This window comes from Allosphingosinicella sp., from assembly GCF_036387615.1.
GTDB lineage: Bacteria > Pseudomonadota > Alphaproteobacteria > Sphingomonadales > Sphingomonadaceae > Allosphingosinicella.
Genome location: NZ_DASVTH010000041.1, coordinates 46,425 through 72,838, shown reverse-complemented (window position 1 = coordinate 72,838; position 26,414 = coordinate 46,425). Strand labels below are relative to the sequence as shown.

General features: G+C 66.4%; 23 protein-coding genes. 11 read left to right on the top strand and 12 right to left on the bottom strand.

The window, feature by feature from the left end; all coding sequences use genetic code 11:
* Positions 1 to 2 precede the first annotated feature (2 nt).
* The 4 genes from VF631_RS08865 to VF631_RS08850 are packed head-to-tail and all read right to left on the bottom strand — an operon-like array spanning position 3 to position 5,545.
* Positions 3 to 1,451: a Ppx/GppA family phosphatase gene (locus VF631_RS08865; RefSeq protein ID WP_431849924.1), complete on the bottom strand. Its 1,449-nt coding sequence runs from the start codon at positions 1,449 to 1,451 to the stop codon at positions 3 to 5.
* Between the two features lie 10 nt (positions 1,452 to 1,461).
* Positions 1,462 to 3,627, bottom strand: coding sequence for an RNA degradosome polyphosphate kinase (locus VF631_RS08860; RefSeq protein ID WP_431849923.1), 2,166 nt, complete (start codon positions 3,625 to 3,627; stop codon positions 1,462 to 1,464).
* A gap of 1 nt (position 3,628) precedes the next feature.
* The gene (locus VF631_RS08855) at positions 3,629 to 4,249 is read right to left on the bottom strand and encodes a chromosomal replication initiator DnaA (protein WP_431849922.1); all 621 of its coding nucleotides are present in this window, start codon (positions 4,247 to 4,249) and stop codon (positions 3,629 to 3,631) included.
* A gap of 3 nt (positions 4,250 to 4,252) precedes the next feature.
* Positions 4,253 to 5,545 (bottom strand): heavy-metal-associated domain-containing protein, encoded by a 1,293-nt coding sequence (locus VF631_RS08850; protein WP_431849921.1) that lies wholly within the window; start codon positions 5,543 to 5,545, stop codon positions 4,253 to 4,255.
* A 60-nt stretch (positions 5,546 to 5,605) separates the two neighbouring features.
* Here VF631_RS08850 and purM point away from each other — a divergent pair, with 60 nt between their 5' ends.
* From purM to VF631_RS08835, 3 genes are read left to right on the top strand one after another with little or no spacing between them, the layout of a single operon-like run.
* Positions 5,606 to 6,709: a phosphoribosylformylglycinamidine cyclo-ligase gene (gene purM / locus VF631_RS08845; protein ID WP_431849920.1), complete on the top strand. Its 1,104-nt coding sequence runs from the start codon at positions 5,606 to 5,608 to the stop codon at positions 6,707 to 6,709.
* Complete coding sequence (purN, locus tag VF631_RS08840) at positions 6,702 to 7,316, top strand: phosphoribosylglycinamide formyltransferase (protein WP_431849919.1); 615 nt, start codon at positions 6,702 to 6,704, stop codon at positions 7,314 to 7,316. Before purM ends, purN begins: the two co-directional genes overlap by 8 nt.
* Entirely contained in the window at positions 7,309 to 7,923 is a 615-nt protein-coding gene (locus VF631_RS08835; RefSeq protein WP_431849918.1) for a hypothetical protein, read from the top strand. Before purN ends, VF631_RS08835 begins: the two co-directional genes overlap by 8 nt.
* Before the next feature lie 3 nt (positions 7,924 to 7,926).
* On the opposite strand, the gene ndk is transcribed toward VF631_RS08835, so the two are convergent.
* Positions 7,927 to 8,349 (bottom strand): nucleoside-diphosphate kinase, encoded by a 423-nt coding sequence (gene ndk, locus VF631_RS08830; RefSeq protein ID WP_431849917.1) that lies wholly within the window; start codon positions 8,347 to 8,349, stop codon positions 7,927 to 7,929.
* A gap of 351 nt (positions 8,350 to 8,700) precedes the next feature.
* Between ndk and VF631_RS08825 the strand changes: the two genes are divergently transcribed.
* A complete protein-coding gene (locus tag VF631_RS08825; RefSeq protein WP_431849916.1) occupies positions 8,701 to 9,693 on the top strand; it encodes a glycoside hydrolase family 43 protein in 993 nt (330 codons plus the stop codon).
* 10 nt (positions 9,694 to 9,703) lie between these two features.
* Here the strand turns inward: VF631_RS08825 and VF631_RS08820 are convergent, their stop codons facing one another.
* Positions 9,704 to 10,141: a DNA polymerase III subunit chi gene (locus VF631_RS08820; RefSeq protein WP_431849915.1), complete on the bottom strand. Its 438-nt coding sequence runs from the start codon at positions 10,139 to 10,141 to the stop codon at positions 9,704 to 9,706.
* A gap of 8 nt (positions 10,142 to 10,149) precedes the next feature.
* Complete coding sequence (locus tag VF631_RS08815; RefSeq protein ID WP_431849914.1) at positions 10,150 to 11,631, bottom strand: leucyl aminopeptidase; 1,482 nt, start codon at positions 11,629 to 11,631, stop codon at positions 10,150 to 10,152.
* A 239-nt stretch (positions 11,632 to 11,870) separates the two neighbouring features.
* Here VF631_RS08815 and VF631_RS08810 point away from each other — a divergent pair, with 239 nt between their 5' ends.
* The 4 genes from VF631_RS08810 (at position 11,871) to rsmA (ending at position 17,418) form a co-directional block, all read left to right on the top strand.
* Positions 11,871 to 14,069, top strand: coding sequence for an LPS-assembly protein LptD (locus VF631_RS08810; protein WP_431850046.1), 2,199 nt, complete (start codon positions 11,871 to 11,873; stop codon positions 14,067 to 14,069).
* A gap of 64 nt (positions 14,070 to 14,133) precedes the next feature.
* On the top strand, positions 14,134 to 15,492 hold the full coding sequence (locus VF631_RS08805; protein ID WP_431849913.1) for a peptidylprolyl isomerase: 1,359 nt from the start codon (positions 14,134 to 14,136) through the stop codon (positions 15,490 to 15,492).
* 13 nt (positions 15,493 to 15,505) lie between these two features.
* Entirely contained in the window at positions 15,506 to 16,498 is a 993-nt protein-coding gene (gene pdxA / locus VF631_RS08800) for a 4-hydroxythreonine-4-phosphate dehydrogenase PdxA (protein ID WP_431850045.1), read from the top strand.
* A gap of 44 nt (positions 16,499 to 16,542) precedes the next feature.
* The gene (gene rsmA, locus VF631_RS08795; protein ID WP_431849912.1) at positions 16,543 to 17,418 is read left to right on the top strand and encodes a 16S rRNA (adenine(1518)-N(6)/adenine(1519)-N(6))-dimethyltransferase RsmA; all 876 of its coding nucleotides are present in this window, start codon (positions 16,543 to 16,545) and stop codon (positions 17,416 to 17,418) included.
* Between the two features lie 6 nt (positions 17,419 to 17,424).
* Here rsmA and VF631_RS08790 read toward each other — a convergent pair whose 3' ends face one another.
* On the bottom strand, positions 17,425 to 17,988 hold the full coding sequence (locus VF631_RS08790; protein WP_431849911.1) for a hypothetical protein: 564 nt from the start codon (positions 17,986 to 17,988) through the stop codon (positions 17,425 to 17,427).
* Positions 17,989 to 18,020: 32 nt separating this feature from the next.
* Positions 18,021 to 19,205 (bottom strand): RsmB/NOP family class I SAM-dependent RNA methyltransferase, encoded by a 1,185-nt coding sequence (locus VF631_RS08785; protein ID WP_431849910.1) that lies wholly within the window; start codon positions 19,203 to 19,205, stop codon positions 18,021 to 18,023.
* Positions 19,206 to 19,284: 79 nt separating this feature from the next.
* Between VF631_RS08785 and VF631_RS08780 the strand changes: the two genes are divergently transcribed.
* Positions 19,285 to 20,922, top strand: coding sequence for a M28 family peptidase (locus VF631_RS08780; protein WP_431849909.1), 1,638 nt, complete (start codon positions 19,285 to 19,287; stop codon positions 20,920 to 20,922).
* Here the strand turns inward: VF631_RS08780 and guaB are convergent.
* The 3 genes from guaB to VF631_RS08765 all read right to left on the bottom strand — a co-directional run bounded on the left by guaB (position 20,919) and on the right by VF631_RS08765 (position 24,783).
* Positions 20,919 to 22,376, bottom strand: a complete 1,458-nt coding sequence (gene guaB, locus VF631_RS08775; RefSeq protein WP_431850044.1) for an IMP dehydrogenase — start codon at positions 22,374 to 22,376, stop codon at positions 20,919 to 20,921. The genes VF631_RS08780 and guaB overlap by 4 nt on opposite strands.
* An 11-nt stretch (positions 22,377 to 22,387) precedes the next feature.
* Positions 22,388 to 23,848 (bottom strand): M20/M25/M40 family metallo-hydrolase, encoded by a 1,461-nt coding sequence (locus VF631_RS08770; protein ID WP_431849908.1) that lies wholly within the window; start codon positions 23,846 to 23,848, stop codon positions 22,388 to 22,390.
* Positions 23,849 to 23,964: 116 nt separating this feature from the next.
* Entirely contained in the window at positions 23,965 to 24,783 is an 819-nt protein-coding gene (locus VF631_RS08765; protein ID WP_431850043.1) for an HpcH/HpaI aldolase/citrate lyase family protein, read from the bottom strand.
* A gap of 72 nt (positions 24,784 to 24,855) precedes the next feature.
* On the opposite strand from VF631_RS08765, the gene VF631_RS08760 reads away from it, so the two are divergent.
* Complete coding sequence (locus VF631_RS08760; RefSeq protein WP_431849907.1) at positions 24,856 to 25,839, top strand: SPFH domain-containing protein; 984 nt, start codon at positions 24,856 to 24,858, stop codon at positions 25,837 to 25,839.
* On the top strand, positions 25,836 to 26,309 hold the full coding sequence (locus VF631_RS08755; RefSeq protein ID WP_431849906.1) for an NfeD family protein: 474 nt from the start codon (positions 25,836 to 25,838) through the stop codon (positions 26,307 to 26,309). Before VF631_RS08760 ends, VF631_RS08755 begins: the two co-directional genes overlap by 4 nt.
* Positions 26,310 to 26,414: the final 105 nt, after the last annotated feature.

Genomic DNA, 26,414 nt, shown 5'->3' with positions numbered 1-26,414 from the left:
GCCTAGACCGCGACCGCTTCCGGCTTGAGCCCAAGCGCATGGGCGAGCGTATGCAGCCGGCGCTCGACAGTTTCACCGTAAAGCGGTTCGTCGGCGCGCTTGAGTTCGAGGCGCAAGCGGCCCTCGCGCCTGATCAGCCGGCTGCGCTCCAGGCTGGCCGCGACGCCGCCGCTGAGACGTTGGCCCAAGCGCATAGCAAGCCCCCAATGAGATGCGCGCGCGAGCGTTTCCGGACTGCATAGCCGCGCTGCGGGATTGTCCGCGAAGTCGCGGCCCCCGCCGAAGTTTGAGAAAAGCGCCTGTGCAATGGTGACTCGGCCCGGCCCATCGACGCCGACCCAATTGCCGTGCAGCGCCATGTCGACGCCGCGCTCCGCGCGAAAGTCGGGATGAGCGGCCCAGGCCACATCGGCGAGCAGGCAAGCCGCAAGCCGGAGCCGGGCGGCCTGTTCATCGTCCTCGAACACCGGCGCAATCCAGCGATCGAGCAAGGCGCCATGCTCGGTGAAGCGCCCCAAAGTCCGCCCTGAATCGCGCGCGCCTTCGATCAGTGGGTCGCGGGCGCGAACCGGATCGGGGAGTTCGTCGAACAACAGCCCTTCCCGGATCCCGAAACTGGATACGACCAAGCGGCTTGGCTTCAGCTCCTCGACCAGAGCCCGCAACAGCGCGGCTGCGGCCGGGAGCTGCGGCATTCTTGAGTCCGACAAGGCAGGGAGCCCCTTCAGCTCGGGCTTCAGCGCCGCCAACGCCTTCTGGAGTTCGGCCGGGCGGCCGGAGGGCATCACATATTGGTGCGTGATCGGCAGCGGGTAGCCGGTCAGCAACATGTCGAGGCGAGCAAGCGCACGCCAGGAGCCGCCGACCATGTAGAAGGTCCGCTTGCGCCCAACTCTGCCGAGGTCGAAGGCATCAAGCGCCTTGGCGAGCTTCTTCTGGAGGCCGTCCCCCTTGATTGCTGCGTTCAGCCGAAGTACGCCGAACGGCAGCGACACGCTCTGCAGCACCTGGCCGACGCGGATATCGACCAGCTCGAGGCTGCCGCCTCCCAGATCGCCGACCAGCCCGTCGGCATCCGGTATGCCGGCCAGAACCCCCTGCCCGGCCATGATGCCTTCTTGCTCCCCGGACAGGAGCTCGGGCTCGAACCCGATCTCTCGGACACGCTGAATGAACGCGGTCCCGTTCTTGGCGTCACGGACCGCGGCCGTAGCGACGATCCGCGTGCGGCCCACGCCCATCTGACGGGTCAGGATGGCAAAGCGGCGGAGGGCGGCCAGCGCGCGCTCCTGCGCCTCTTCCGAGAGCATCCCGCCGGGCATGTCGCGGCCGAGCCCGGCCATGACCTTTTCGTTGAAGATCGCAGACGGTACGCGCGCGGAGCCCGCGTAGACGACAAGCCGAACGGAGTTCGAGCCGATGTCGACGATCGCGAGCGGTTCGGTCAGCATGGGAAGAATATTACCTGCGGCGGCGCAGGCGAAGCTCGGGTACGGCGTCGCTGCTGCGGAGCGCCGCCCCGCGGCCCGACAAGGACGGGTTCGTCATGAAGTAACGGTGCAGGTTGAACGGCTTGTCGTCCGGCGAGATCCGCTCGTAACGGCCATCGGGGTGGAGTCGCCAACTCTGCTCGTTGTCGATCAAACTGGCGACCATCACCTGGTCGAGCACCTGCGTGTGCACCGTCTTGTTCTCGATCCGGAGCATATATTCCACGCGGCGATCGAAGTTGCGCGGCATCCAGTCGGCGGAGCTCACATAGACGAGCGCGTCGCGATTGGGCAGATCGCCGCCGTTTCCGAAGCACCAGATGCGGCTGTGTTCCAGAAAGCGGCCGACGATCGACTTGACGCGGATATTCTCCGACAGGCCGGGCACGCCGGGCCGCAGGCAGCAGATCCCGCGAACGATCAACTCGATCTGCACCCCTGCCGCGCTGGCCTCATAGAGCTTGTCGATGATGGTCGGATCGACCAACGAGTTCATCTTTGCCCAGATCGCCCCGGGCAAGCCGGCGCGGACGTTCGCGATTTCCTTCTCCGTCAGCTCGCACAACGTATTGCGTAGCCCGTGCGGTGACATGGTGAGCAGCTCGAGATCGCGAGGCTCGACGTATCCTGTGACGTAATTGAACATCTGCGCCGCGTCGCGGCCGGCGCGCGGATCGGCGGTGAAGAAGCTGAGGTCCGTGTAGATGCGCGCCGTAACGGGGTGGTAGTTGCCGGTGCCGAAGTGACAGTAGGTGCGGTAGCCCTTCTCCTCGCGGCGGACGACCATGGATACCTTGGCGTGGGTCTTCCAGTCGATGAACCCATAGACGACCTGCACGCCCGCCCGCTCGAGCTGGTTGGCCCACAGCAGATTCTGTTCCTCGTCGAAGCGGGCCTTGAGCTCGACGACCGCGGTGACCGACTTGCCGGCCTCGGCCGCCGCGATCAGAGCGTTGATGACCGCCGACTGCTTGCCGGCGCGATAGAGCGTCTGCTTGATCGCCACCACGTCCGGATCCTCGGCCGCCTGGCGGAGGAAGGCGATCACCACCTCGAAGCTTTCGTAGGGGTGGTGGACGATGATGTCCTTGGCGCGGATCGCAGCGAAGCAGTCCCCGCCATGCTCGCGGATCCGCTCCGGAAAGCGTGGTGAATATGGTGGGAACTTTAGGTCGGGCCGATCCTCCTCGACCAGCTGCTCGAGATCGCCGATGCCGAGAAAGCCCGTCGATTCGGAGACGATCGCCTCGCTCGCGTCGATGCCCTCGCGGATCAGTGCTTCGAGATCGGGCGGCATGCCGGCTTCGAGCTCCAGCCGGATCACGCGTCCGCGCCGGCGACGCTTGATCGCGCTGCGGAAGAAGCGGACCAAATCCTCCGCCTCCTCCTCCACCTCGATGTCGCTGTCACGGATGATCCGGAACGCCCCGCCGCCCAGCATCTGATAGCCGGGAAACAGCGTACCGATATGGCGGCGGATCAGCGCCTCGACCGCGATATGGCGCGCGCCCTCGCCTGGCAGCCGGATAAAACGCGGCAGGGTGGCGGGAATCATCAAGAGCTCGCGAATCGGCTCTGCGTCGGAGAGACGCTTCAGATCGAAGATGAGCGAGAAGCCCTTGTTCGGAATGAACGGGAACGGGTGCGCCGGGTCGATCGCCTGGGGCGTGAGCACCGGGAAGATCTGCTCGCGAAAGTGCTGGTCGAGCCAGGCGGCGGCGCCCTCCTCGATACCGGATTCGCCGATCACGTCGACGCCCGCCTGCGCAAGAGCCGCGCGCAGGTCGGACCAGACCAGTTGCTGGCTTGCAGCCAGGCGGTCCGCCTCGGCCGCGACCGCCGCGAGTTGCTGGGCGGGCGTCATCCCGTCAGCCGAGAATTCCTCGACCCCGAGCAGCTGCTGGCCCTTCAGCCCGGCGACGCGGACCATGAAGAATTCGTCCAGATTGTTGCCTGAAATGGAGAGAAAACGCAGCCGCTCCAGCAACGGGTGAGCCTCGTTGCAGCTTTCTTCCAGAACGCGCTGGTTGAATGCTAGCCAGGACAGCTCGCGGTTGAAATAGCGCAGCCGCGCCTCATGCGCGCTGTGATCGCCGGTATCGGCATCGATCGGGGCAGCTGCGGCGGGATTGTCCATGTCAGGCTCGCTGCTTGGCTGTGCGGATCAGGCCCGCTTCGGTGAGCGTGCGCCGGACGGTGGCTAGGCCCATCTTGCCGCGGCTGGACAGCATCGCCCTGTCGATCACGTCCACCACCTGCTGAACGGCAAGGTAGCTGCGTTCGATCCGGGGCACCAGAAATTCGGTCACATCAGGGGAGACGACCAGCCCGCGATCCCCAAGAAGCTTGGTGATCAGCTGTGCCAGCAAGATGTCGTCCGGATCGTCAATCCGTATCTGCGGAGTGGCGGTGATTCGGGAGCGCAAGTCGGGAAGCTTGATATCCCAGGCCGGGGGCACCTGGTGCGCAATGAGCAGCAGGGGCCTGCGCATCGCCTGGGCCTCATTCCAAGCGTGGAACAGTCGCTCCTCATCGTGGCGCTCGGCATCATCGAACAATCGCCCGCCCGTCTTCCGGACGAAGATGCGGCCCAGCAAGCTCCGGCCCGACTTGCGGGGACCCGTCAAGAGGCTCACCGGCACGGGCCAAAGCGACCATCGCTTTAGATGCTCAAAGGCCAGCCGATTGGGCTCGCCGATCAGGAAATCACCATTGCCGTCCGCCACCGGCCAGTCGAGCGGCAGGGCGATCTGGTTCACGCCTTATTCCTTGGTTTCGCCCGGTGTGGGCGCCGGCGCCGGCGCCGGGCGCGAGATGCGGAGGGACGCTCCCGAGCCGCTGACCGTCCACCCCTGGGCTTGCAGCGCGGCAGCGAGCGCCGCCGGGTCGCCTGAGAAGGTCACTCTCATGGTCGAGATGCCGCCGATCGCAGTGCTGGTCGTGAGCGCCGAGTTCACGCCGGGCACGCGGCTGACCGCCAGCTCGGCCTGTCCGACGGAGCTGGCCACCGGTGTGTCGACCTGGATGGTGACGGGGGTCACCGCCCCCGTTGGGACCGGGAGGATCGCAGTAGAGGGTGCTTGCGGGCGGGGCGCAGGGGCCGCGACGCCCGCCGACGCCCGCTCGATCTGCTCGGCGACTTCGTTCAAAAGCTCCGGCTCTTCCACAACCAAGGCCGGATCGGGAGTGAGAATCCCGACTTCGAGAGCCTGGGTATAGATGGCGTCCAGGCGCCGCACGCCTTCGTCCAGCATGCGCGGAATTGCGTCGCTGCGAGCGGCGCGGAGAGTGAAGCGGCCGAGCACTCGATCGTCGGGGCTGAAGCGGGCGATGAAAGTCGCAAATGCCGGGCCGCCCGGATAGGTGCGGCGCAAATGCACTTCCGGGACGATCACGTCGGCCGCGCCATAACTGTCGAGCAACATGCGCCACCATCCGCGTCCCGGCCGGCGGCTCTGCTCTACCTTGAGCAGGAGCGGATCGATCCCGGAGCCGCTGGTGCGCACATAATCGATCGCGCTGCCGCCGGTGCGAAAACGGTTCCAGGCGCGCAGCCACTCGTTCCGGCTTTCGAAACTCTGGTAGCTCGAGCCCGTCACCATGACAGGGATGACAAGGAATGGAGCCGAGCGCCGACCCGAGGCCGTGCCGCTTCCGAGCAACTGGCCTGCGCGGGCACGATCGAACAGAACCCCGAGCCGCGCGATATAGCGTCGGGGTCCGATCTGCTCCTGTTCGATGACGATGCTCGCAACCATCGCGTTCAGCACCGCGTCCGACAGGTTCGGAGCCTTTTCGATCGGCTGCCCCGTGGTCCTGGCCCACAGCATCTTCCAGCCTTTCGACTGAGCCTGGCGCCAGCCTTCGAAACGGGCCTCCTCGCTGCTCTTGCCGGTGGCGTCGACTTCAACGCCTGTCACTTCCAGCGTGCTGGCGCTGTCGATTGGCGGGATGCCGCGATCTCCGCCTTCGAGCTGGGCATAGAGCATGCCGCCACCGACAAGGGCGAGCAGAGCCAGCGCGGGAGGGAGAAGGAACCGTCGGGAAAGCGTCACGAGCGGCCTTTTGGCGACTTGGCCTTGGAAAACCAAGCCTGTTGTGGCTAGGCCGCTGCAATGTCCGAACCAGAGCGCCCGGCAAGCTACACCTACGCGCAGGCGGGGGTTTCTATCGCTGCCGGCAATGCGCTCGTCAAAGCGATCGCGCCGCTCGCCAAGTCAACTGCCCGCCCGGGAGCGGATGCGGCGCTGGGCGGGTTCGGCGGCTTCTTCGACCTAAAGGCGGCAGGCTACAAAGATCCGCTTCTGGTCGCGGCGAATGACGGGGTCGGGACCAAGCTCAAGCTGGCCATCGACTCCGGGCGGCATGACGGCGTCGGCATCGACCTTGTCGCGATGTGCGCGAACGACCTCATCGTGCAGGGTGCCGAACCGCTCTTCTTCCTCGATTATTTCGCGACCGGAAAATTGGATGAGGAAGTGGCGGAGCGGGTGATCGCAGGGATAGCGGAGGGTTGTCGTCAAGCCGGATGTGCACTGATCGGCGGTGAAACGGCCGAGATGCCGGGCATGTATGCGGAAGGGGATTACGACCTGGCTGGCTTCTGCGTGGGCGCCGTCGAGCGCGGCGAAGCGCTCACCGGAGACCGAGTAGCCGCTGGCGATCTGATCCTCGGCCTCGCTTCGTCCGGCGTGCATTCAAACGGCTATTCACTCGTCCGCCGGCTGGCAGCCGACAAGGGCTGGAAACTGGACCGCCCGGCCATGTTCGATCAAGACCAATTGCTGATCGAAGCTTTACTCGAGCCGACCCGCATCTACGTGAAATCGCTGCTGCCGGCTGTTCGGGCGGGCCGGATCGCAGCGCTTGCCCATATCACCGGCGGCGGCTTGCTCGAAAACATCCCCCGTGTGCTGCCCGAAGGCTTGCACGCGCATGTCGATGCCGATCGTTGGCCGCAGCCGCGGCTGATGGCCTTTCTTCAAGCGCAAGGGCATATCGAGCCGGAGGAGATGGCGCGGACATTCAATTGCGGCATCGGGATGGTCGCGATCGTCGACCCCGCCAATGCGGCGGAGCTATCGACCACGCTGCGCGAAGCGGGCGAGACGGTGTTCGAGATCGGCCGGATCGAAAGCGGAACGCACGGCTGCACCGTCTCCGGGGCTGCCGGGACATGGAGCGCACGCGGGGACTGGTCCGCCACCCACCATGACTGACAAAGTGCGGGTCGCCGTGCTGCTGTCGGGGCGGGGCTCGAATCTGGAGGCGCTGGCCGAATATAAGCGGATTGCCGATCCGGCTTACGAGATTGTGCTGGTCGGCTCCAACGTGCCGGAAGCACGTGGCTTGGTGCTCGCCCGGCGCTTCGGGCTGCCGACCTGGGCAGAGAGCCACAAGGACATGGATCGCGCCGAGTTCGACGAATCGGTCGACAAGCAGATGCGCAGCCATCAAGTCGAGGTGATCGCGCTTGCGGGATACATGCGGCTGCTCTCGGCCGATTTCGTTCGTGCTTGGGAGGGCCGCATCCTCAACATCCACCCTTCCCTGCTGCCGCTCTACAAGGGGCTGGATACACACCGGCGCGCGCTGCTGGCCGGGGATGAATATGCCGGCTGCTCGGTTCATGTCGTGACGGAGGAACTGGATGATGGCCCTGTGCTTGCCCAGGCACGGGTAAGGATAGAGCCGCGCGACGATCCGGAGACGCTCGCCGCGCGCGTGCTGGAGGCGGAGCACCAGCTTTACCCGCGCACGCTGGACGATTTCTGCCGGGCGTTGCGCCTTGCCCGGGACAGCAGCGTTGGAGCGCCTGGTGGCTGAAAAGGAAAGCCCTCAACAAGCCGCGGAGGCGGCGGCGATCCGGCGCCGCTGGATCACCCTGGGCGAGGTGCTTGCCGTGGCCGCGGTGGCGATCTCGGGACTGACCTTCTGGAACAGCTACCAGGAGCGGAGCAGCGCGGAGGCGGAGCGCGCGGCGGAGAAGCAGGCGAAGAGCGCCAAGGCGCAGACGCTGACCCTGTCGGCGCAAGCGAATGGCCGTAATCTGCGCCTGACCACGCGCGATCCGGAGCAAGTCATCCAGAGTCAGGCGATCGCCTTTCCGTCGGCGCTTGGCCTCAGCGCGATCGACACGGTTGATCCCCGCATCGAGGCGAAATGGATTGAAGCCGCCACCGAGAAGGTGCCGAAGAAGGATGGCGCGAGGCGGCCGTCTGGCGACCCGCGCCTGCCGGTGGCGATCACCACACGCTTCCTGAGCGGCGGCGCCACGCATAGCGACACGGCGATCTACGATGTCGGCTACCGTATCGACGAGGGCCTGCTCGACAACGATATCGAGCTGCTCGGGCTGTCTCTGGTCGAGCGGGTCAGCGCGAAGGACGCCGCGGCGCGCCTGGACGCGATCTGGCGGCAGCGTTCCCGCTGAGCGTCAGCCGACGATTTCCTCGGGCTTGAAGAAATACTCGATTTCGATCCGGGCGTTCTCAGCGCTGTCGGAGCCGTGCACCGAGTTGGCCTCGATCGATTCCGCATGGACCTTGCGGATCGTGCCCTCGTCGGCGTTGGCCGGATTGGTGGCGCCCATCACCTCGCGGTTGCGAGCGACGGCATCCTCACCCTCCAGAACCTGCACGACCACCGGGCCGGACACCATGAAGGACACGAGATCGGCGAAGAAAGGACGCTCGCGGTGGACGGCGTAGAAGCCCTCGGCCTGCTCCCGCGTCATGTGGATGCGCTTGGACGCGACCACGCGCAGGCCGGCTTGCTCGAGCATCTGGGTGACGGCGCCGGTCAGGTTGCGACGAGTGGCGTCGGGCTTGATGATCGAGAAGGTGCGTTCGGTCGCCATGGCCGGAAGAGCTCCATTGATGTGGGTGGGATTTCGCCGGGTCTCTAGGCGGGCGACAATCGAAGGGCAAGCGCGTGCACCGGCCGTTCACAAGGATGTGCTAAGGCGCGGCGATGCGCACGAAGATCCTTGGCAAGGTTGGGCTGGCAGCTGTGATCCTGCTTGCACCCGGCGGTTTCCTGCTGGGGGCCGCCCTTGCAGCCGAGCATTATCGCAAGAAGCGAAAGTAGATCGCACCAAGCGGAGAGGCTGGCGGGCTCGCTTTTCGACTGGCATGCTGGGATCATGACGATCAGCCTTCGAAATCGGCTCCTGGGCTGCTTGCTAGCGGCACTGAGCCTGGGTGGGTGCGTGGGTACGCCGAGCCCTGCCCCTCGATATAGCAACCCGGTTCTGAACACTGACTTCCCGGACCCCGCGGTGCTGAAGGCGTCGGACGGCTTCTTCTACGCTTATGCGACCCAAGGCGGAGGAGCGAACATCCAGGTGGCGCGGTCGCGCGATTTGGTCGGCTGGGAACGGCTTGCCGACGTGCTTCCGGTCAAGCCCGAATGGGCGAGCAAGACGCAGGATTTCTGGGCACCGCACGTGCATGAGGATCGCGGCCGCTACTATCTCTACTATTCCGCCAAGCCCGACGCAGCGCTGACCGACACCAGTCGTGGCCTATGCCTCGCCGTCGCAACGGCGAGCCGGCCGGAAGGTCCGTTCACCGACATGGGCCGGCCGCTTCAGTGCGGGCCGGGCTTCGTCAATATCGACCCAATGGCGTATGACGATCCGGCGACGGGCAAGCGGCTGCTCTACTGGGGATCCGGCTTCGAGCCGATCAAGGTGCAGGAGCTTGGGCCAGATCGCATTTCGTTCGCGCCGGGAAGCGCGCCCATCGACCTGATCCAGCCCGTAAAGTCGGAAGACCCGGCCGAGTATCAGCGGCTGATCGAAGGCGCATGGGTGCTGAAGCGCGGGGGCTGGTATTACATGTTCTACTCGGGCGACAATTGCTGCGGGCCGAAGGCGCATTACGCGACCTTGGTCGCGCGCTCGCGAAGCGCGACGGGGCCGTTCGAAACGCTCGCCGCTGCGACCGGTGCGCCCAACAGCGTCATACTCGAGCGACGCGGAAACTGGGTTGCGCCAGGGCACAACAGCGTGGCTGAAGACCGGAACGGGGATCAATGGATCCTCTACCATGCGGTGGACAGCAGGCGGCCGCGCTCCAAGCCGACGGATGACGTCAACAGCCGACGAGTGATGCTTCTCGATCGCCTCGTCTGGCGCGATGGTTGGCCGCGCCTGGCGACCGGCGGCCCAACCGAAACGCCCCAGCCTCGCCCCCGTTAGCGGCTCCCGTTCAGGCGCTCTGGAACCACTTGCCGCGCTCCTCCTGCTTCCAATATCTGGGCTGGACGGCGGCGTTGCTCTTGAGGGTGCGCCAGGCGGCCCGAGCCGGGCCGACCTGCGTAGAGCCGAACAGGTAAAAGGTGCGGGCGAAACCAAGCGCCTCGTCCCGCCACCGACCATCGCCGAGCGCGACGTTGGTTGCACCGTTGAGCGGCTCCGGCGTGTCCGACAGCAGGATCGGCTGCAGCTCGGGGTTGGGCCGCTCGCGGCGTGCATGGGGAAGGAAGCTGTCGGCCGCGTAGGTCCAGAGCAGTTCGTCGAGCATCGGGAGTTCACCCGTTTCCGCCACGATCAGCAACCGCTCGCCCCCAGCCAGTATCTTGTCACAAATGCTGGGCAGCACCCGCTCGAGCGGTGAGGCTTCGAGATGGTAGAAGTCGACGAGCATTCAGCCCGTTACTTCTCGTAATTGTCAGCGACGAAGCGGTCCAGCAGCGCCACGCCATAGCCCGTCGCGCCCTTGTCGTAGAGCGTCCCGGGCTTGTTGGCCCAAACGGTGCCGGCCACGTCGAGATGGGCCCATTTCGTGCCTGCCTCGACGAACCGCTGCAGGAAGGTCGCGGCCATGATCGAGCCGCCCTCGCGAGGGCCGGCATTCTTCATGTCCGCGATCGGCGAGTCCATCTGCTTGTCGTAAGCCTCGCCGAGCGGGAAACGCCAGAGCTTGTCGCCGCTGGCCGCGCCGGCGCTGGTCAGCCTGTCCGCCAGCTGGTCGTCATTGGAAAAGAGCCCGGCATATTCGAAGCCGAGCGCAATGATCATCGCTCCCGTGAGCGTGGCGAGATCGATCATCACCTCAGGCTGGTAAGTGCGCTGAGCCCAGGTCATCGCGTCCGCCAGCACGAGCCGGCCTTCCGCGTCGGTGTTGATGACTTCGATCGTCTGGCCGGACATGGAGGTGACCACGTCGCCGGGGCGCTGGGCATTGCCGTCGGGCATGTTCTCGGCGAGCACGCAGATGCCGACCACGTTGGCGCGCGCCTTGCGGGTGGCGATCGCCTTCATAGCGCCTGCGACCGCGCCGGCGCCGCCCATGTCCCACTTCATCGCTTCCATGCCGGCGGCCGGCTTGATCGAGATGCCGCCTGTATCGAAAGTGATGCCCTTTCCAACGAACACGACGGGCTTCCGATTTGCGTCCCCTGCCCCGTTCCAGCGCATCGCGAGAAGCCGCGGGGGGCGCACCGAACCCTGACCGACGCCGAGCAGAGCCCCCATCCCGAGCTCCGCCATCTGACCCTCATCGAGCACATCGATTTCGACGCCGGAACCCTCAAGCTCGACGCGGACCCGCTCGACGAAGGTTTCCGGGTAGATGATGTTGGCCGGCTCTGTGACCAGTTCGCGCGTGAGGAACAGGCCATCAAGCAAGGCGGAGCGACGCTGCCAGGCCACGTCGGCGCCCTGCCCCGCCCCGACGATGACGATTTCTTCGAGACTCGGCTTCTGCTTCTTGGCGAGCTTGGTGCGGTACTTGTCGTAGCGCCAGCTCCTGGCCCTCGCCCCGAACCCGATCCGGGCGGCATCCTCACCACTGACATCGAGCCCGCTTAGATCGATCACCAGCCGGGTCTCACCCGAGGTCAGCAGCTTCGCGGTGAGTGCACCGCCAACCCGCTCGAACAAGGCTTCGTCATCGCGTTTGCCGCCAAGTCCGGCGAGCAGGAGGCGGCGGGCGCTCTCGCCTTCCGCGTAGAAAGTCTCTGCGATCGCCGCCGGCTCGCGCTCAAAGCGCTGCGCTTCCGCGGCGCGGGCCGCAAGCCGGCGCGCATTTTCGTCAAGCCCGGACAGCCGCTCGTTCAGCATGGATTCGCTCCACACCGGGAGAGCGAGCGCATAGGCGCCTTGCGGGCGGGCTTCGGCGAAAGTGACTTTCACGGGTAACCTCCTGATCGCGGGGCGGAGCCCGCCTCTGTCGCGCGCCTGATAGGGAAGCGGCGAGGCCAGGCAAAGGTCTGATCGGCTAATCTGGTTGTTGCTCCTGCGCCATTGCAGCGCACGGATTCAGGTGCGATAGGCTAAGGCTGGCGCGCGTAAACGGTTTGCGGCGGGGCGAAGTTCTCGGTTCTGACTTGAAAACCAGCACATCGATCTGCCGGACGGCGCTGTCGCTGCTCATGCTTTCCGCGTCCGCTGCCGCGCTGGCGCAATCGCCTGCGCCTGTCCCGGCGCCCCCGGCTGCAGGCGTGAGCGCCGGGACAGCCGAGCGACGGGTCAATTTCACCGCCGACCAGCTCATCTACGAAAGCGAAAGCGATCTCGTCACGGTCTCCGGCAATGTCCAAATGCTGAGCGAAGGCAACAACCTGCGCGCCGAGCGGGTGGTCTGGAACCGCAGATCGGGTGAGGTGCGGGCTGAAAGCGACGTCCGAATAACGAACCCGCAGGGCGACACGGTCTATGGCGACAGCATCGTCCTGACCGACACGCTGCGCGACGGCGTGATCGACAACCTGCTGCTGGTGCTCGAAGATGGCGGCCGTCTCGCGGCCCAGCGCGGCGAGCGGCGGGACGGATACACCACGCTCAATCGGGCCGCTTATTCGCCATGCGCCGTGGTCGACGAGAATGGTTGCCCCAAGGACCCGACCTGGAAGATCACCGCCGTCCGGGTGACGCACGATCCCGTCCGCAACCGCATCCGCTACCAGGGCGCAAGCCTCAGCCTGTTCGGCGCTCCTATTCTCGCCTTGCCGGGCCTTTCCCATCCCGACGGGTCGGAAGGCGGCGGCTCAGGCCTGCTCGTGCCCGACCTGCGCTTCAGCCGTTCCAATGGCCTGGAGCTGAGTTTTCCCTACTATCTCAAGCTCGCCCCCAACCGGGACGCGACGATTACGCCGCATCTCTACTCGGACGTGCTGCCGATGCTGGAGGGGCGCTATCGGCACCTGACCGAGCTTGGCGCGTTCCAGGTCGGCGGCTTTGTGACCCATGGCTCGCGCGTCCGGATCGATTCCGAAGCGAGCGAGGAGGAACTGCGCAACCGCGGCATCCGGGGCTATCTTGAGGCGAACGGGCGCTTCCAGCTCAACCCGCTCTGGAGCGTGACGGCGCAGGGCCGCTACGTGACCGACCGCACTTTCCTGCGCCGCTATGATATCTCCCGCGACGACCGGCTTCGTTCCGTGATCGATGCCGAGCGAATTTCCGAGAACAGCTACATCTCGATCGCGGGCTGGGCGTTCCAAGGGTTGCGGATCACCGATGTCGCCGGGCAGCAGCCGATCGTGCTGCCTGCGGTCGACGCTCGATTCCTCTTCGCCGATCCGCTGCTTGGCGGCCGGGTCGAGCTGCAGGCGAACAGCCTCGCCATCCTGCGCACCGAGGGGCAGGACACCCAGCGCGCCTTCGCCGCCGCTCGGTGGGAGCGGCGCTCGATCACCGGACTGGGGCAGGAGCTCACGCTGACGGCTTATGGTCGAGGCGATATCTACCATGCGAACGACACGTTGCTGACGCCGACAACCATCTACCGCGGCGAGGAAGGCTGGAGCGCTCGCGCGATCGGCGCGCTCGCCGCCGACCTGCGCTGGCCGCTGGTAGGCCCGCTGTTCGGGGGGACGCAGCGGCTCACCCCCCGGCTGCAACTGGTCGCCACTGCGCCCACCAAGAACCTCGAGATACCCAACGAGGATGCGCGCTCGGTCGACCTGGAAGACTCAAACCTGTTCGCGCTCAATCGATTTCCCGGCTACGATCGCTGGGAGGACGGCTCCCGCGTCACCTATGGGGTCGATTACGCGCTGGACCTGCCCCGGATCGCGATCCGGACCACGGTCGGCCAGAGCTACAGGCTCGACGACAAGCGAGCGATACTGCCGCCGGGGACCGGGCTGGACGAGCAATTCTCGGACATCGTAGGCCGCACCACCGTCAAATATGGCCGGCGTCTGAGCTTGGTGCATCGTTTCCGGATCGACAAGGACAATGCGACGCTCCGCCGAAACGAGATCGACCTCGTATTCGGCGGGCGCCAGACCTACGCGACGCTTGGGTATCTGCGTCTCGACCGCGACATCGATCCCGCCATAGAGGATCTGCGCGACCGCGAGGAAATCCGGCTCGGCGGACGCGTTCGCTTCGCCCGCTACTGGTCCGTGTTCGGCTCGGCCGTGGTCGATCTGACCAGCCAGCGCGAGGACCCGACTACCGACGCCGACAATTTCGAACCCGTCCGACACCGGCTCGGCTTCGCCTATGACGACGATTGCATCGAGATCGGCGTAACCTGGCGACGCGATTACGAGACCACGGGCGACTTCCGGCGCGGCAACACCTTCCTGTTCCGGGTGGCGTTGAAGAACCTCGGGCGTTAAGAAGGCCTCTATTTTGGGGCGGCCCCCCGCTAAGCTGGGGTTCAGCATGTTTGGAGCAGGCTAGATGTCTGCTTTCACTGGAGGAATGATGAAGCTCGGCACTTATGGAAGGGCGGCGCTGGTGCTTGGCGGCGCGATTGCGGCATTTGGGGCTGCGGCGCAGACGGGGAACTCGGCGGCTCCGCTCAACCTGCCCACCACCAACAACGTCCAGATCTTCGGGCAGGACAATGGTTCGGTGCGCAAGGCGACGGCGATTGTCAACGGCGACGTGATCACGGCTACCGATGTGGACCAGCGACTCGCACTCATCGTGCTCGCCAATGGCGGCCGGGTGCCCGAAGCCGAACTGCAGGTGCTGCGCGCCCAGGTTCTGCGCAACCTCGTCGACGAAGCGCTCCAGATCCAGGCTGCGGCGGCCAGCGACATCAAGGTCGAGCAGAGCGAGATCGATCGATACTTCGAGCAGTATGCGAAGAACTTCAAGCAAACTCCGAAAACCTTTGCGGAATATCTACGCGCCCGTGGCTCTTCGGATCGCTCGATCAAGCGCCAGATCCATGGCGAGATCGCCTGGTCGCGCCTGCTCAACCGCAAGATCGAGCCGTTTGTCGCCGTCGGCGAGGAAGAGGTGAAGTCGGTGATCGATCGGCTGAACGCGGCCAAGGGGACCCAGGAATACCGCATCGGCGAGATTTTCGTCGCCTCGACTCCGGAGACGGCCAACGAAGCGCGCGCCAACCTGGCGCGAATCGTCGACCAGGTCCGGCAGGGCGCTTCCTTTGTCGCCTATGCCCGCCAGTTCTCCGAAGCGTCGACGGCTGCCGTGGGCGGCGATCTCGGCTGGGTTCGTGCCGAACAGCTGCCCGAACCCCTGTCTGAGGCGGCGCGAGTGCTTCGCGTCGGCCAGGTCAGCGACCCGATCCCCGTCCAGGGCGGTTTCTCGGTCATTTCGGTGCAGGACACGCGCCAGGTGCTGACCGCCGATCCGCGCGATGCGACCCTGAGCCTCAAGCAGATGTCGATCAACTTCCCGAAAGGCGCGACGCGGGAGCAGGTCGAGCCCAAGTTGCTCGAACTCGCCCGCACTTCCCAGTCGATGGGCGGCTGCGGCCGCGCCGAGGAAGCAGGCGCCAGGATCGGGGCTGAGGTCGTCTCCAACGATCAGACGCGCGTCCGCGACCTTCCGCCGGCTTTGCAGGAAATGCTGCTGAAGCTCGACATCGGCCAGGCGACCAATCCGTTCGGCTCGGTAGACGAAGGCGTCCGCGTGCTCGTCCTGTGCGGCCGTGACGACCCAGAAGCGACGAGCGGCCCGTCCTTCGAACAAGTCTATGCGCAGCTGGAGGAGGAGCGGGTCAATCGACGTGCTCGGCGATACCTTCGCGACCTTCGACGCGACGCGGTCGTCGATTATCGCTAGCGCGGTGCCGGAACTGCGCGGGCCGCTGGCGATCGCGCTGGGCGACCCGGCCGGAGTGGGGCCTGAAATCGTCGCCCAAGCCTGGGAAAGGCGGGACACATCCGGCCTGCCGCCATTTTTCGCGGTGGGGGAATGCGCTTCAATCCAAGCGGTGTGGGGAGGCCCCGTATGCGCCGTCTCCAGCCCCGATGAGGCGCTGGCCTGCTTTCGTGAGGCTTTGCCGCTGGTCCGCGTCGGCGACGGTGCGACCATCACGCCTGGGGCGCCCGACCTTGACGGCGCCCGGATCGCACTCGACTCGCTCGAGATTGCGGTCGGACTGACCCGCAGCGGCGCGGCCTCGGCGCTTGTCACCGGCCCGGTTTCCAAATCGCAGCTCTACGCTGTCGGCTTCACCCATCCGGGGCAGACCGAGTTCGTCGCAGAGCGCTGCGGCGTTTCCAGCGATCTGGTCGCGATGATGCTGGTCGGTCCCACACTTCGCACGGTTCCGGTCACCGTTCATCTCCCGCTCCGCTCCGTTCCAGACATGCTGACGTCGGATCGCATTGTGGCAAAGGGCCGTGCGACCGCCCGCGGCCTGCAGCGTCAATTCGGCATCCAGCAGCCGCGCATCGCGGTGTCCGGGCTCAATCCCCATGCGGGCGAAGACGGCGCGCTGGGCCGCGAGGAAATCGACGTGATCGTGCCCGCGATCGAGCGGCTGCGCGCGGAAGGGGTGGATGCGAACGGCCCCTTCCCCGCCGACACCATGTTCCACGAACGCGCCCGAGCCCGCTACGATGCGGCATTGTGCATGTACCATGATCAGGCGCTAGTGCCGATCAAGACGCTGTATTTCGACGAGGGCGTGAACATGACGCTCGGGCTGCCGATCGTGCGGACTTCCCCGGATCACGGCACCGCGTTCAACATCGCCGGCCACGCACAAGCCAATCCCGGGGCGATGATCGCCGCTATCCAAACGGCTGCGGCTTCAGCCCGGCGCATCGCGGCTCAATCCTAGAGAACGGATTGCTTCGCTGGTCCGCTGCTCGCAATGGTCGGGCGGTGACATCCTCGACTGCGATCTTCGAACAACTTCCGCCGCTGCGAGAGGTGATCGCGCGTCACGGCCTGAGCGCATCCAAGGCGCTGGGGCAGAACTTCCTGCTCGACGGCCAGCTGCTTGACCGGATCGCGCGGGTGCCGGGCGACCTTGCCGGCCAGCGCGTCTATGAGGTGGGTCCGGGGCCAGGAGGCCTGACGCGCGCCCTGATCGGACGCGGGGCCGAGGTGATAGCGGTCGAGCGCGATCGGCGCTGCCTGCCCGCCTTGGCGGAAGTCGCTTCCGCTTCGGCGGGTCGCCTGCGCGTCATCCAGGGCGATGCGCTGGACATCGATGACGCCGCCGAAGCTGGAACAGGGGCGCATATCGTCTCCAACCTGCCGTACAATGTCGGGACGGCGCTGCTGGTCCGCTGGCTGAGCGGAGAGGCATGGCCGCCCTGGTGGGCTTCGCTGACCCTGATGTTTCAGCAGGAGGTGGCCGAGCGGATCGTGGCTCGACCGGACACCTCGGCTTACGGGCGCCTGGCGGTGCTCGCGCAGTGGCGGAGCGAGCCCAGGCTCGCGATGAAAGTCCATCGATCGGCCTTTGTGCCACCGCCCAAGGTGATGTCGGCCGTTGTTCACATCGTCCCGACAAGCGCGCCGGCGGGGGTGTCGCCTCGGACGCTAGAGCGGCTGACCGCAGCGGCTTTCGGACAGCGCCGCAAGATGCTGCGGCGAAGCCTGCAGGCGCTTGGCGGGGCCCCGGCGGCCCTAGACCGGCTCGGGATCGAGGGAGAACGGCGAGCGGAGACCCTCAGCGTCCACGAGTTCGTCGCGATTGCGCGGGAGATGGACGCGCGCCATTCTCCCGCAGCCGATGCAGAACTTGGGTAGGCGCCTCTACTTCTCGTCTTTGGGCGTCGCCGGAGCACGCTCGTTACGTTCGAGAGCGTCCCTCACATTGTCCGGGCCCGGTGCAACCGTCGGAGCTCGGGCGGTGAGAACTTCGGGAGGCGGACCCTTGGCGATCACTCCGGCAAGCGTCGTCGCCTGTGGGCAAGGATCCTTGCACAGCGTCTTGATCCGCTCGAGGTTGCGCTTGGCGCGCTCGACAGCGCCGCGCTGCACGAGCGCTTCACCCTGCCCGGCCAGGGCGCCGACGTCGTTGGGCTCAAGCTTCAGCGCCTCACCATAGAGCCGAGTCGCCTTGCCAGGGAGCTTCTGGGCCTGGGCGACCCGCGCCAGAGCCACATAAGCGGCACGGTTGCGCGGATCGACCACCAAGGCCGTTTCGAGCGTGTCGATCGCCTGACTGTACTGACCTGACGCGGTCTGCGCCTGCCCTTGCTGGAGCAGCGACTGCGATTTGGGATCGATCTGATCGTCAGGGCGCTGTCCATGGCCTGCGCTCGCCATAGTCGCAGCCGCAAGCGCCACGGACAAAGCAATCGGGGTCAAGCGCATCAATGTCTCCATCCTATCGTCAGGTGAATGGCTTAGCATGGCGCCCGCCACCGCGCGACGAAAAAGCCATCGGTTCCGTCCTGAGCCGGCGTGAGAATCTGCCCAGTCCCGGCGGTCCGTCCCGCCCCCATAGCCGCCGGGTCCGATACCCAGGCTGAACGATGCTCACGAAAACGAGCCGCCTGATTACGTCCTTCTTCCGCCAGCAGGGAGCACACCGCATAGACGAGCAGCCCTCCTGGACGGACGAGTTCCGCCGCAATGTCGAGCAGAGCGGCCTGAAGCGCGACAAGTCGGCCGAGCCGATCCGGGGTCAGTCGCCACCGCGTCTCGGGATTGCGACGCCAGGTGCCGCTGCCGGAGCAGGGCGCATCCACCAGCACCAGATCGACGGCGCCCCGCAGGTCGGCCAGCGCCTCCCTTTCGGCGCCGGGATTGAGCAGGCGAGTCCCGACGATGCTTACCCCCGCCCGCTCCAGTCGCGGCATCATTCGCGACAGCCGGCCCCGATCCGTATCGGCGGCCACGATGCTGCCCTGATTTGCCATTTCGGCCGCGAGCGCGAGTGTCTTGCCGCCCGCCCCGGCGCAAAGATCGACGACGGTCATGCCGGCCCGTGCTTCACAAGCAAGGGCAAGCAATTGGCTCCCCTCATCCTGGACCTCGACGAGACCGCTTCGCCAAGCGTCCGAGTCCTCGACCCGCACGCCTTCGGGCACGCGCAATCCGATCGGCGAAAGTCGCGTCGCGACTGCATCCGGTAAAGCCGTCATGGCGGCCTCGCGGTCACCCTTCAGGCGATTGCAACGAAGGTCCAGGGGCGCGCGCTCCAGCAGCGCCGGCCATTCAGCCTCGTCGATCACCGGGTCGAATCGCGCCGCGAGCCAGGCAGGCACCGCAGTCCGGGCTGTCCCATTCTCGCCCGGCACACGCGGGCTCGGCGCATGAGGCGATCCGTCGAAGCAATCGAGCAGGTCCGGCAGCTCGTCCGCAAGCCCGAGCAGGGCGGCGCGCCCGCTGGCAGGGCGCTCACCCGAGCGGCGGATCGCCGCATAGACGAGTTCGCGCACCGCACGCCGGTCCTTGGAACCGGCATAACGGCGATCCTTGAAGTAGCGCGCAATCAGGGTGTCAGCGGCGGCACCGCCGCTTCGCGCAGCTTCGATCACCTGATCAAGAAGCTCGATGGCGGCCTGCGCCCGTGCGGCCGGTGTCACCGGTGGCGCGCCCAAGCTGTTGTTTCAACGAGCATCTTCTGCCACCTCGACGCCACTCACCCTAGCTGCGAGCTACCTTATGCCCACCCGCGCCCTGATCCCAGCATTGTTATTGTTGAGCCTGGGCGCCGCCGCAGCGCCGCCGCCCAGCCCGATCTCTGCTGCGCGGATCAAGGAGCATGTGCGCATATTGTCGTCCGACGCTTTTCGCGGGCGTGGACCCACCCAGGCGGGCGAGGCCAAGACCATCGACTATCTGGCGCGCCAGTTCGCGACGGCCGGGCTGAAGCCGGCCGGCCCGAACGGTTCCTGGTTCCAGAAGGTGCCGCTGATCCGCTATGATCGCGGACCGGTTCGAATTGGCGCAGCGGTGCGCGGTCGGCCGCTTGAGCTCCTGCTGGGCCGGGATGTCACCGTATCCTCGCGAATCTTGGGCCGCACGCAGCTTGCCGACGCGCCTATCGTATTCGGCGGTTATGGCGTGGTCGCGCCCGAACTCGGCTTCAATGGCTATGACGGCGTGGATCTTCGCGGCAAGGTGGTTCTCGTCCTGGCCGGCGATCCCGACTTCGAGGCGGGCCGCGATCTCGGCTTCGGTGGGCGCGCGCTCACCTTTGCCGGCCGGACCGGCGAGAAGATCGCGGCCGCGCAGGCGCGCGGGGCCGCGGCGGTCATCACAATCCATGAGACGGCGGCGGCGAGCTATCCGTGGAGCCAGATCCAGAACGGAGATCCGCTACCCGCCTTCGGCCTGGATGAGGGTGGCCCGCTCAGGAGCGGCTTCGGGCTGCGCGGCTGGATACGGCGTGAGCCCGCCGCCGAGTTGCTGCGCTGGGCCGGGCTTGACTACCGGGAGCTCAAGCGGCGTGCGCAATCGCCAGCCTTCCGCGCGGTGCCGGTCACGGGCGCAACGCTGTCAGCCGATTTCACCACCTCGGCTTCGCGAGTGACCAGCCGCAATGTGGTGGCGATGGTGCCGGGCACCTCGCGAGCGGACGAAACGGTGCTGTACGGCGCCCACTGGGACGCCAATGGTGAGAACGGGTTCGATCCGCCGCGCGATCGGATACGCAACGGCGCGGTCGACAACGGTGTCGGCACTGCTACCCTGCTCGAAGTGGCGCGGGCGTTCGCAGTCGGGTCGCGGCCGCAGCGAACAATCCTGTTCGCGGGCTGGACTGCGGAGGAGAAAGGCCTGCTCGGCGCCTCCTGGTACGCGGCGCATCCGCTTCGTCCACTGGAGACCACGGCGGCGGTGCTGAACCTTGATCCGCATCTGGCGCTGGGCGCTGCGCGCAATCTCGACCTGATCGGGCCAGGCCGCACGCCGCTCGAGCGCGACCTCGCCCGGGTCGCGGCGGCGCGCGGGCTTCGGCTCGACCCGGAGGTCAACAGCGAAGCGGGCTGGTACTATCGGTCCGACCATTTCGCCTTTGCGCAGAAAGGCGTCCCGACCGTCTATTTCCGGGCAGGCAAGGACCTGATGAAAGGCGGGCTCCCGTCGGGCGAGGCGATCGTGGAGGCTTACAACGAACGCTGCTACCACCAGACCTGCGACGAGTTCGACGCGCGCTGGGACCTGGCCGGCGCGGCGCAGGAAGGCACCGTAGCCTACGATCTTGGCCGCGAGATCGCGAATAGCGGGCGTTGGCCGGGATGGAATGTGGGGAGCGAGTACGGGAAGCTGCGCGAAGCAAGCGCGCGGGCGAGGCGCTAGCGGGTCGGGTAGTTCGGGGCTTCCCGCGTGATCGCGACGTCGTGGACATGGCTTTCGCGCAGGCCCGCGCCGGTGATCCGAACGAACTCGGCGCGCTCCTGTAGATCGGCGATGGTGGCCGAACCGGTATAGCCCATAGCGGCTTTAACGCCGCCGACGAGCTGGTGGACGACGTCCTTGGCGTGACCCTTGTAGGGCACCTGCCCCTCGATGCCTTCGGGCACGAGCTTGAGCTGGTCCTTGATGTCCTGCTGGAAGTAGCGGTCGGCCGAGCCGCGGGCCATGGCTCCGACCGACCCCATGCCGCGATAGCTTTTGTAGCTGCGGCCCTGATACAGGAAGATCTCGCCCGGCGCTTCCTCGGTGCCGGCGAGCAGCGATCCGATCATCACGCATCCGGCGCCCGCGGCCAGCGCCTTTGCGACATCGCCACTGGTGCGAAGCCCGCCATCGGCGATCACCGGGGTCCCATTCTTCGCCGCTTCGCTTGCGCTGTCCAGGATCGCGGTAAGCTGGGGCACGCCGACGCCGGCAACGACGCGCGTCGTGCAGATCGAGCCCGGGCCGATCCCGACCTTGACCGCGTCGGCCCCGGCGCCAATCAGCGCCTTGGTGGCCTCCGCGGTCGCGACGTTGCCGGCCACGATCTGGACCCGGTTGGATGCGCGCTTGATGCGCTCCACCGCGGCGGCGACGTCCTTGTTGTGGCCGTGCGCGGTGTCGATGACGATGAGATCGCATTCGGCATCGATCAGCGCCTGGGAACGCTCGAACCCCTTGTCGCCGACCGTGGTCGCCGCCGCGACGCGCAGGCGGCCGGACCCGTCCTTCGTTGCCTCGGGATAGGTCACCGCCTTCTCGATGTCCTTGACCGTGATCAGGCCGATGCATCGGCGATCGTCATCGACCACCAGCAGCTTCTCGATCCGCCGCTGGTGGAGCTGTCGCTTAGCCTCGTCCTGCGTGACGCCAGGCCCAACCGTCACCAGGTTGTCGCGAGTCATCAGCTCGGAAACGGGCTGGCGAGGATTCTCCGCGAAGCGGACGTCGCGATTGGTGAGAATGCCGAGCAGACGGCCCTCATCGTCCGTCACCGGAATGCCGGAGATACGGTGGCGCGCCATCAGTTCGAGCGCGTCCGCCAGCGTCTGATCCGCTGTCATGGTGATCGGATTTACCACCATCCCGCTTTCGAAGCGTTTCACCGCTCGAACCGCCGCCGCCTGCTCCTCGACGGAAAGGTTGCGGTGGAGGACGCCGAGGCCGCCGAGCTGAGCCATCACGATCGCCATGTCGGCTTCGGTGACGGTGTCCATCGCGGAGGACAGGATCGGGATGTTGAGCGATATCTCGTTCGTCACCCGCGTGCGGGTATCCGCCTGACTCGGCAGCACGTTCGACTCGGCGGGGCGCAGCAGCACGTCGTCGAAGGTGAGGCCGAGCGGGATGTCCATATGGTCTCTCGTCACTGGCGTTTGGCGGCTGCGGCGGGGCCAAAGCGCTTGGGGTTGGCCAGCTTGCGGCCGAGCGCGATCAGGAGATCGGTATCCTCGGCGGCCCCGCCCAGCTCGATCGGCCGCTTCAGATCGTCCTCCGGCTTGTGGTAGGCGCCGGACAGGAAGGTGTTCAGCTTCGCCAGGCTTGAGAAGGAGCCGCCGACCATCACTGCAGGCACGCCCGCGCGGGTCAGCGCCCAACCGTCCTGGCGCTGGATGAAGCCGTTGCCCTCGATATCAGGGTCGACCTTGCGCCCGAGTTCGCGCGCCGTTCCGTCGATGATCGGATCGAGCGGTGTCGTGCCGCGCCCAACGATCGCGACCGGCTCGCCGCGTGGGGCGATCGCCACCGTGTCGACATTGATCGCGGCGACGATCGAGCGGAGCGGGACAGTCGGGTTGGCCACGAAATGCTCGGCGCCGAGCAGCCCGCTTTCCTCGGCCGTTGTCGCCATGAACAGGATGTCGCGCTCGGGCCTTTGCCCGCGGGCAAGGCCTCGAGCGGCCTCGATGAGCATGGCGATGCCGCTCGCATTGTCGACGGCGCCGTTACAGATCCGGTCAGCCGCGCCCTGCGGCCGGCAGATGCCGAGATGATCCCAATGGCCGAGGTAGAGGACGCTCTCGCCGGTCGAGCCGCGCCCGCGCAGACGCCCGATGACGTTATAGGACGTATAGGCGTTGACCTGTGTCGAAACGTCCAGAGTGGCGCGGACCGGCAGGCGGGCGGCACGCGACCCGGGCTGTGAGGCGGCATCGAGCTCAGCGCGGCTTAGCAGACGCAAGGCCGCTGCCTCCGGCATGAAGCCCTCGGGACCGCCCTCCCGCTGCAGTTGATCGCGGCCGCCGCGCCGCGCGGCGCTGCTGATCGCACCCCAGGGAAGATCGCTGCCGAGGATCTGGATTATCGCCGCCGCGCCGGCTTTCCGTACGGCCGCCATGCGTTGCTCGGTTTCGGTCGATGCCGGGTCGAGCAGCATCAGGACAACAGCGCCGCGAAGGTCAGCGCCGGCCAGTTGCTCCGCGCCGCCGCGCCCCACGAACCAGACCGGGGCGTCCGTCACCCGCTCAGAGCTGCGTCCGCCGAGCAGCACCAGATCGTTCTGATCGAACGTGATCGGACGGCCATTGGCGATGAAATTTGCGCGATGGGAGACGGCGCGGCGGTCGACCAGCGGGACGGGCTGATACCAGCTTCTGTTCCCCGCGCCAGGCTCGAGCCCAAGCGCGGCGAATTGCGATGCGATGTACTGGATGGCCTTGGCTTCGCCCGGTGTGCCGGGCTTGCGGCCCTCATACGCGTCGCTGGCGAGGACCTCGACATGGCGTCGCAAAGCCTCGGGGCGAACGCCTTGAGCGGGCGCAGGTTGGGCGGACAGGATGGCGGAAGCGAGGAGCGGCGCGGCTCCGAGCAACAATCTCTTACGCATGGAGCCGCTTAAGGCGGTGACGTGTCCGCTGCAAGCCGTCGTGCGTCGTCGGGTAATAGAGCGAAGCAACGGGCTGGGACCCGCCGCCGGGTCGTGCCTACGTATCGCACGGACGATCAGGGTTGCTGCCGACTTCTCGCGAGCAGCGCACGGGCTTGTTCAACGTGCAGGCTTTCGATCATCCGGCCCTCGAACCGCTCGGCTCCGCCGGTCGCGGCGGCGATCAATCGCTGCGCCGCATCGATTTCATTGTCATTTGGGCCGAAGATGCGATTGGCGGTCGCAATCTGGCTTGGATGGATCAGCGACTTGCCGTCGAAGCCGAACGCCCTTCCCTCCCGGCACTCCGCCGCAAGCCCTTCATCATCCTCAAGCCGGTTGCAGACACCGTCAAAAGCCGCGATGCCGGCCGCTCGCGCGGCGAGCACGACGCTCTGCAGGCCAAGGGCGAGCCCGGCCCGGCCGCTTCCGGCGGGAATGGCGAGATCGGCGGAAAGATCGTTGGTGCCCGCGACCAGCCCTGCCGCCGCGCGCGCGACCTGCGCTGCGACCTGCACGCCGCGCGCGGTTTCGATCATAGCGAGCACGGGAGCGTCCACGCGCTCGCCCAAGTCCCGGATCTGCTGCTCGCTTTCAGCCTTGGGGAGGATCGCGAAAGACAACCCGATCCCGCGCAGCGCCGCCGCATCCGCTTCATACCAGGAGCTACCGGGCACGTTGACGCGAACCGCGACGGGTCGCCCGCCCATGCCCTCGCGGACCGCCGCCACCGCCGCTTCGCGTGCCGATTGCTTGCTCTCCGCCTTCACCGCATCCTCCAGGTCGAGGACGATCAGGTCCGCGTCCAGCCCTCGCGCTTTCTCGATCGCGCGGGGGTTAGACGCGGGCAGGAACAGGAGCGTGCGGCAGAGGCGCAGGTCGGACACGTTCAGCATCTCTCGATTTTTGTTGAAGCCGAACCGCTTGTCCACATGATAGGCTGCGTTCACGGATCGGGGGAGGTTGCAATGGTCGAAGCGGTATTCGGTTTTTTCGCTCTGCTGGTGCTGCTGTTCCTGTTCAGCAGTGTGAAGATCGTGAGCCAAGGCTATCATTACACGATCGAATATTTCGGACGCTTCACCACGATCGCGCGGCCCGGATTCAACTTCTACCCGGCATTCCTTTATCGGGTCGGGCGCAAGATCAACATGATGGAGCAGGTGCTCGACATTCCCGGCCAGGAGATCATCACCAAGGACAACGCCATGGTCTCGACCGATGGCGTGGTGTTCTTCCAGGTGCTGGACGCGGCCAAGGCGGCCTATGAGGTGTCAGACCTTTACCTTGCGATCATGCAGCTGACGACGACCAACCTTCGCACCGTGATGGGCTCGATGGACCTCGACGAGACGCTGTCCAAGCGCGACGAGATCAACGCGCGTCTGCTTTCGGTGGTCGACCAGGCCACGGAATCGTGGGGCGTCAAGATTACCCGCGTCGAGATCAAGGACATCCGGCCGCCCGCGGACATCGTCAACGCGATGGGCCGGCAGATGAAGGCGGAGCGCGAGAAGCGCGCGGTGATCCTCGAAGCCGAAGGCAGCCGCGCCTCCGCAATCCTGCGGGCCGAAGGCGAGAAGCAGGGCCAGATACTGGAGGCGGAAGGCCGTCGCGAGGCCGCGTTCCGGGACGCGGAGGCTCGCGAGCGCGCAGCCGAAGCGGAAGCAAAGGCGACCCAAGTCGTTTCCGACGCTATTGCAGGGGGCAACACCCAGGCGATTAACTATTTCATCGCGCAGAGATATGTCGACGCCATCGGCCAGTTCGCCTCCTCACCCAACGCAAAGACGATCCTGTTCCCGGTCGAGGCGACGCAGCTGATCGGCACGCTCGGCGGCATTGGGGAGCTTGCCCGCGATGCCCTTGGCAAAGCCGGAGCGGCACAGATGCCCGCACCGCCGGCCCAGCCCGTCCTGCCGCGAGGACCGTTCGAGAATGCCGCCGAATGACGGTGGAGCTGGAGCCGCACCTATGGTGGTTGCTCGCCGCCATCCTGCTCGCCGGGGCCGAACTGCTCGTCCCCGGCTCCTTTCTCATATGGATCGCCGCGGCGGCGGCCCTGACCGGGGTTGCGACCTTGATCACGGACGTCCCGCTCGCATTCCAGTTCGTGTTGTTCGCGCTTTTCTCCGCCGGAAGCGTCCTGGCAGGCCGGCGGCTTTATGCGGGGGCGCAGGAGAATGGTGGCGATCCACGGCTGAACGACCGAGCATCCAGGCTGATCGGCGAAACCGTAGTGGTGGTGAGCGCGATCGAGGACGGTCGCGGACGCGTCAAGGTTGGCGACGGCGTCTGGCCGGCGCGCGGGCGCGACGCGGAAGTTGGCAGTCGGGTGCGCGTTGTGGGCGCGGACGGTACCTGCCTGCGTGTGGAGCCGGTGCCGATTGACCGCCCGAGCACGCGATTGGATGTGAACTAGACTTCTTCTTCAACCCGTTCGGCGCGAGCCTGTCGAAAGCCTGTTCTCCTCGGGACCGCTGAAGAACAAGGAAGGTCCTTTTGCAGACTCAGAACGAGCGGGTTC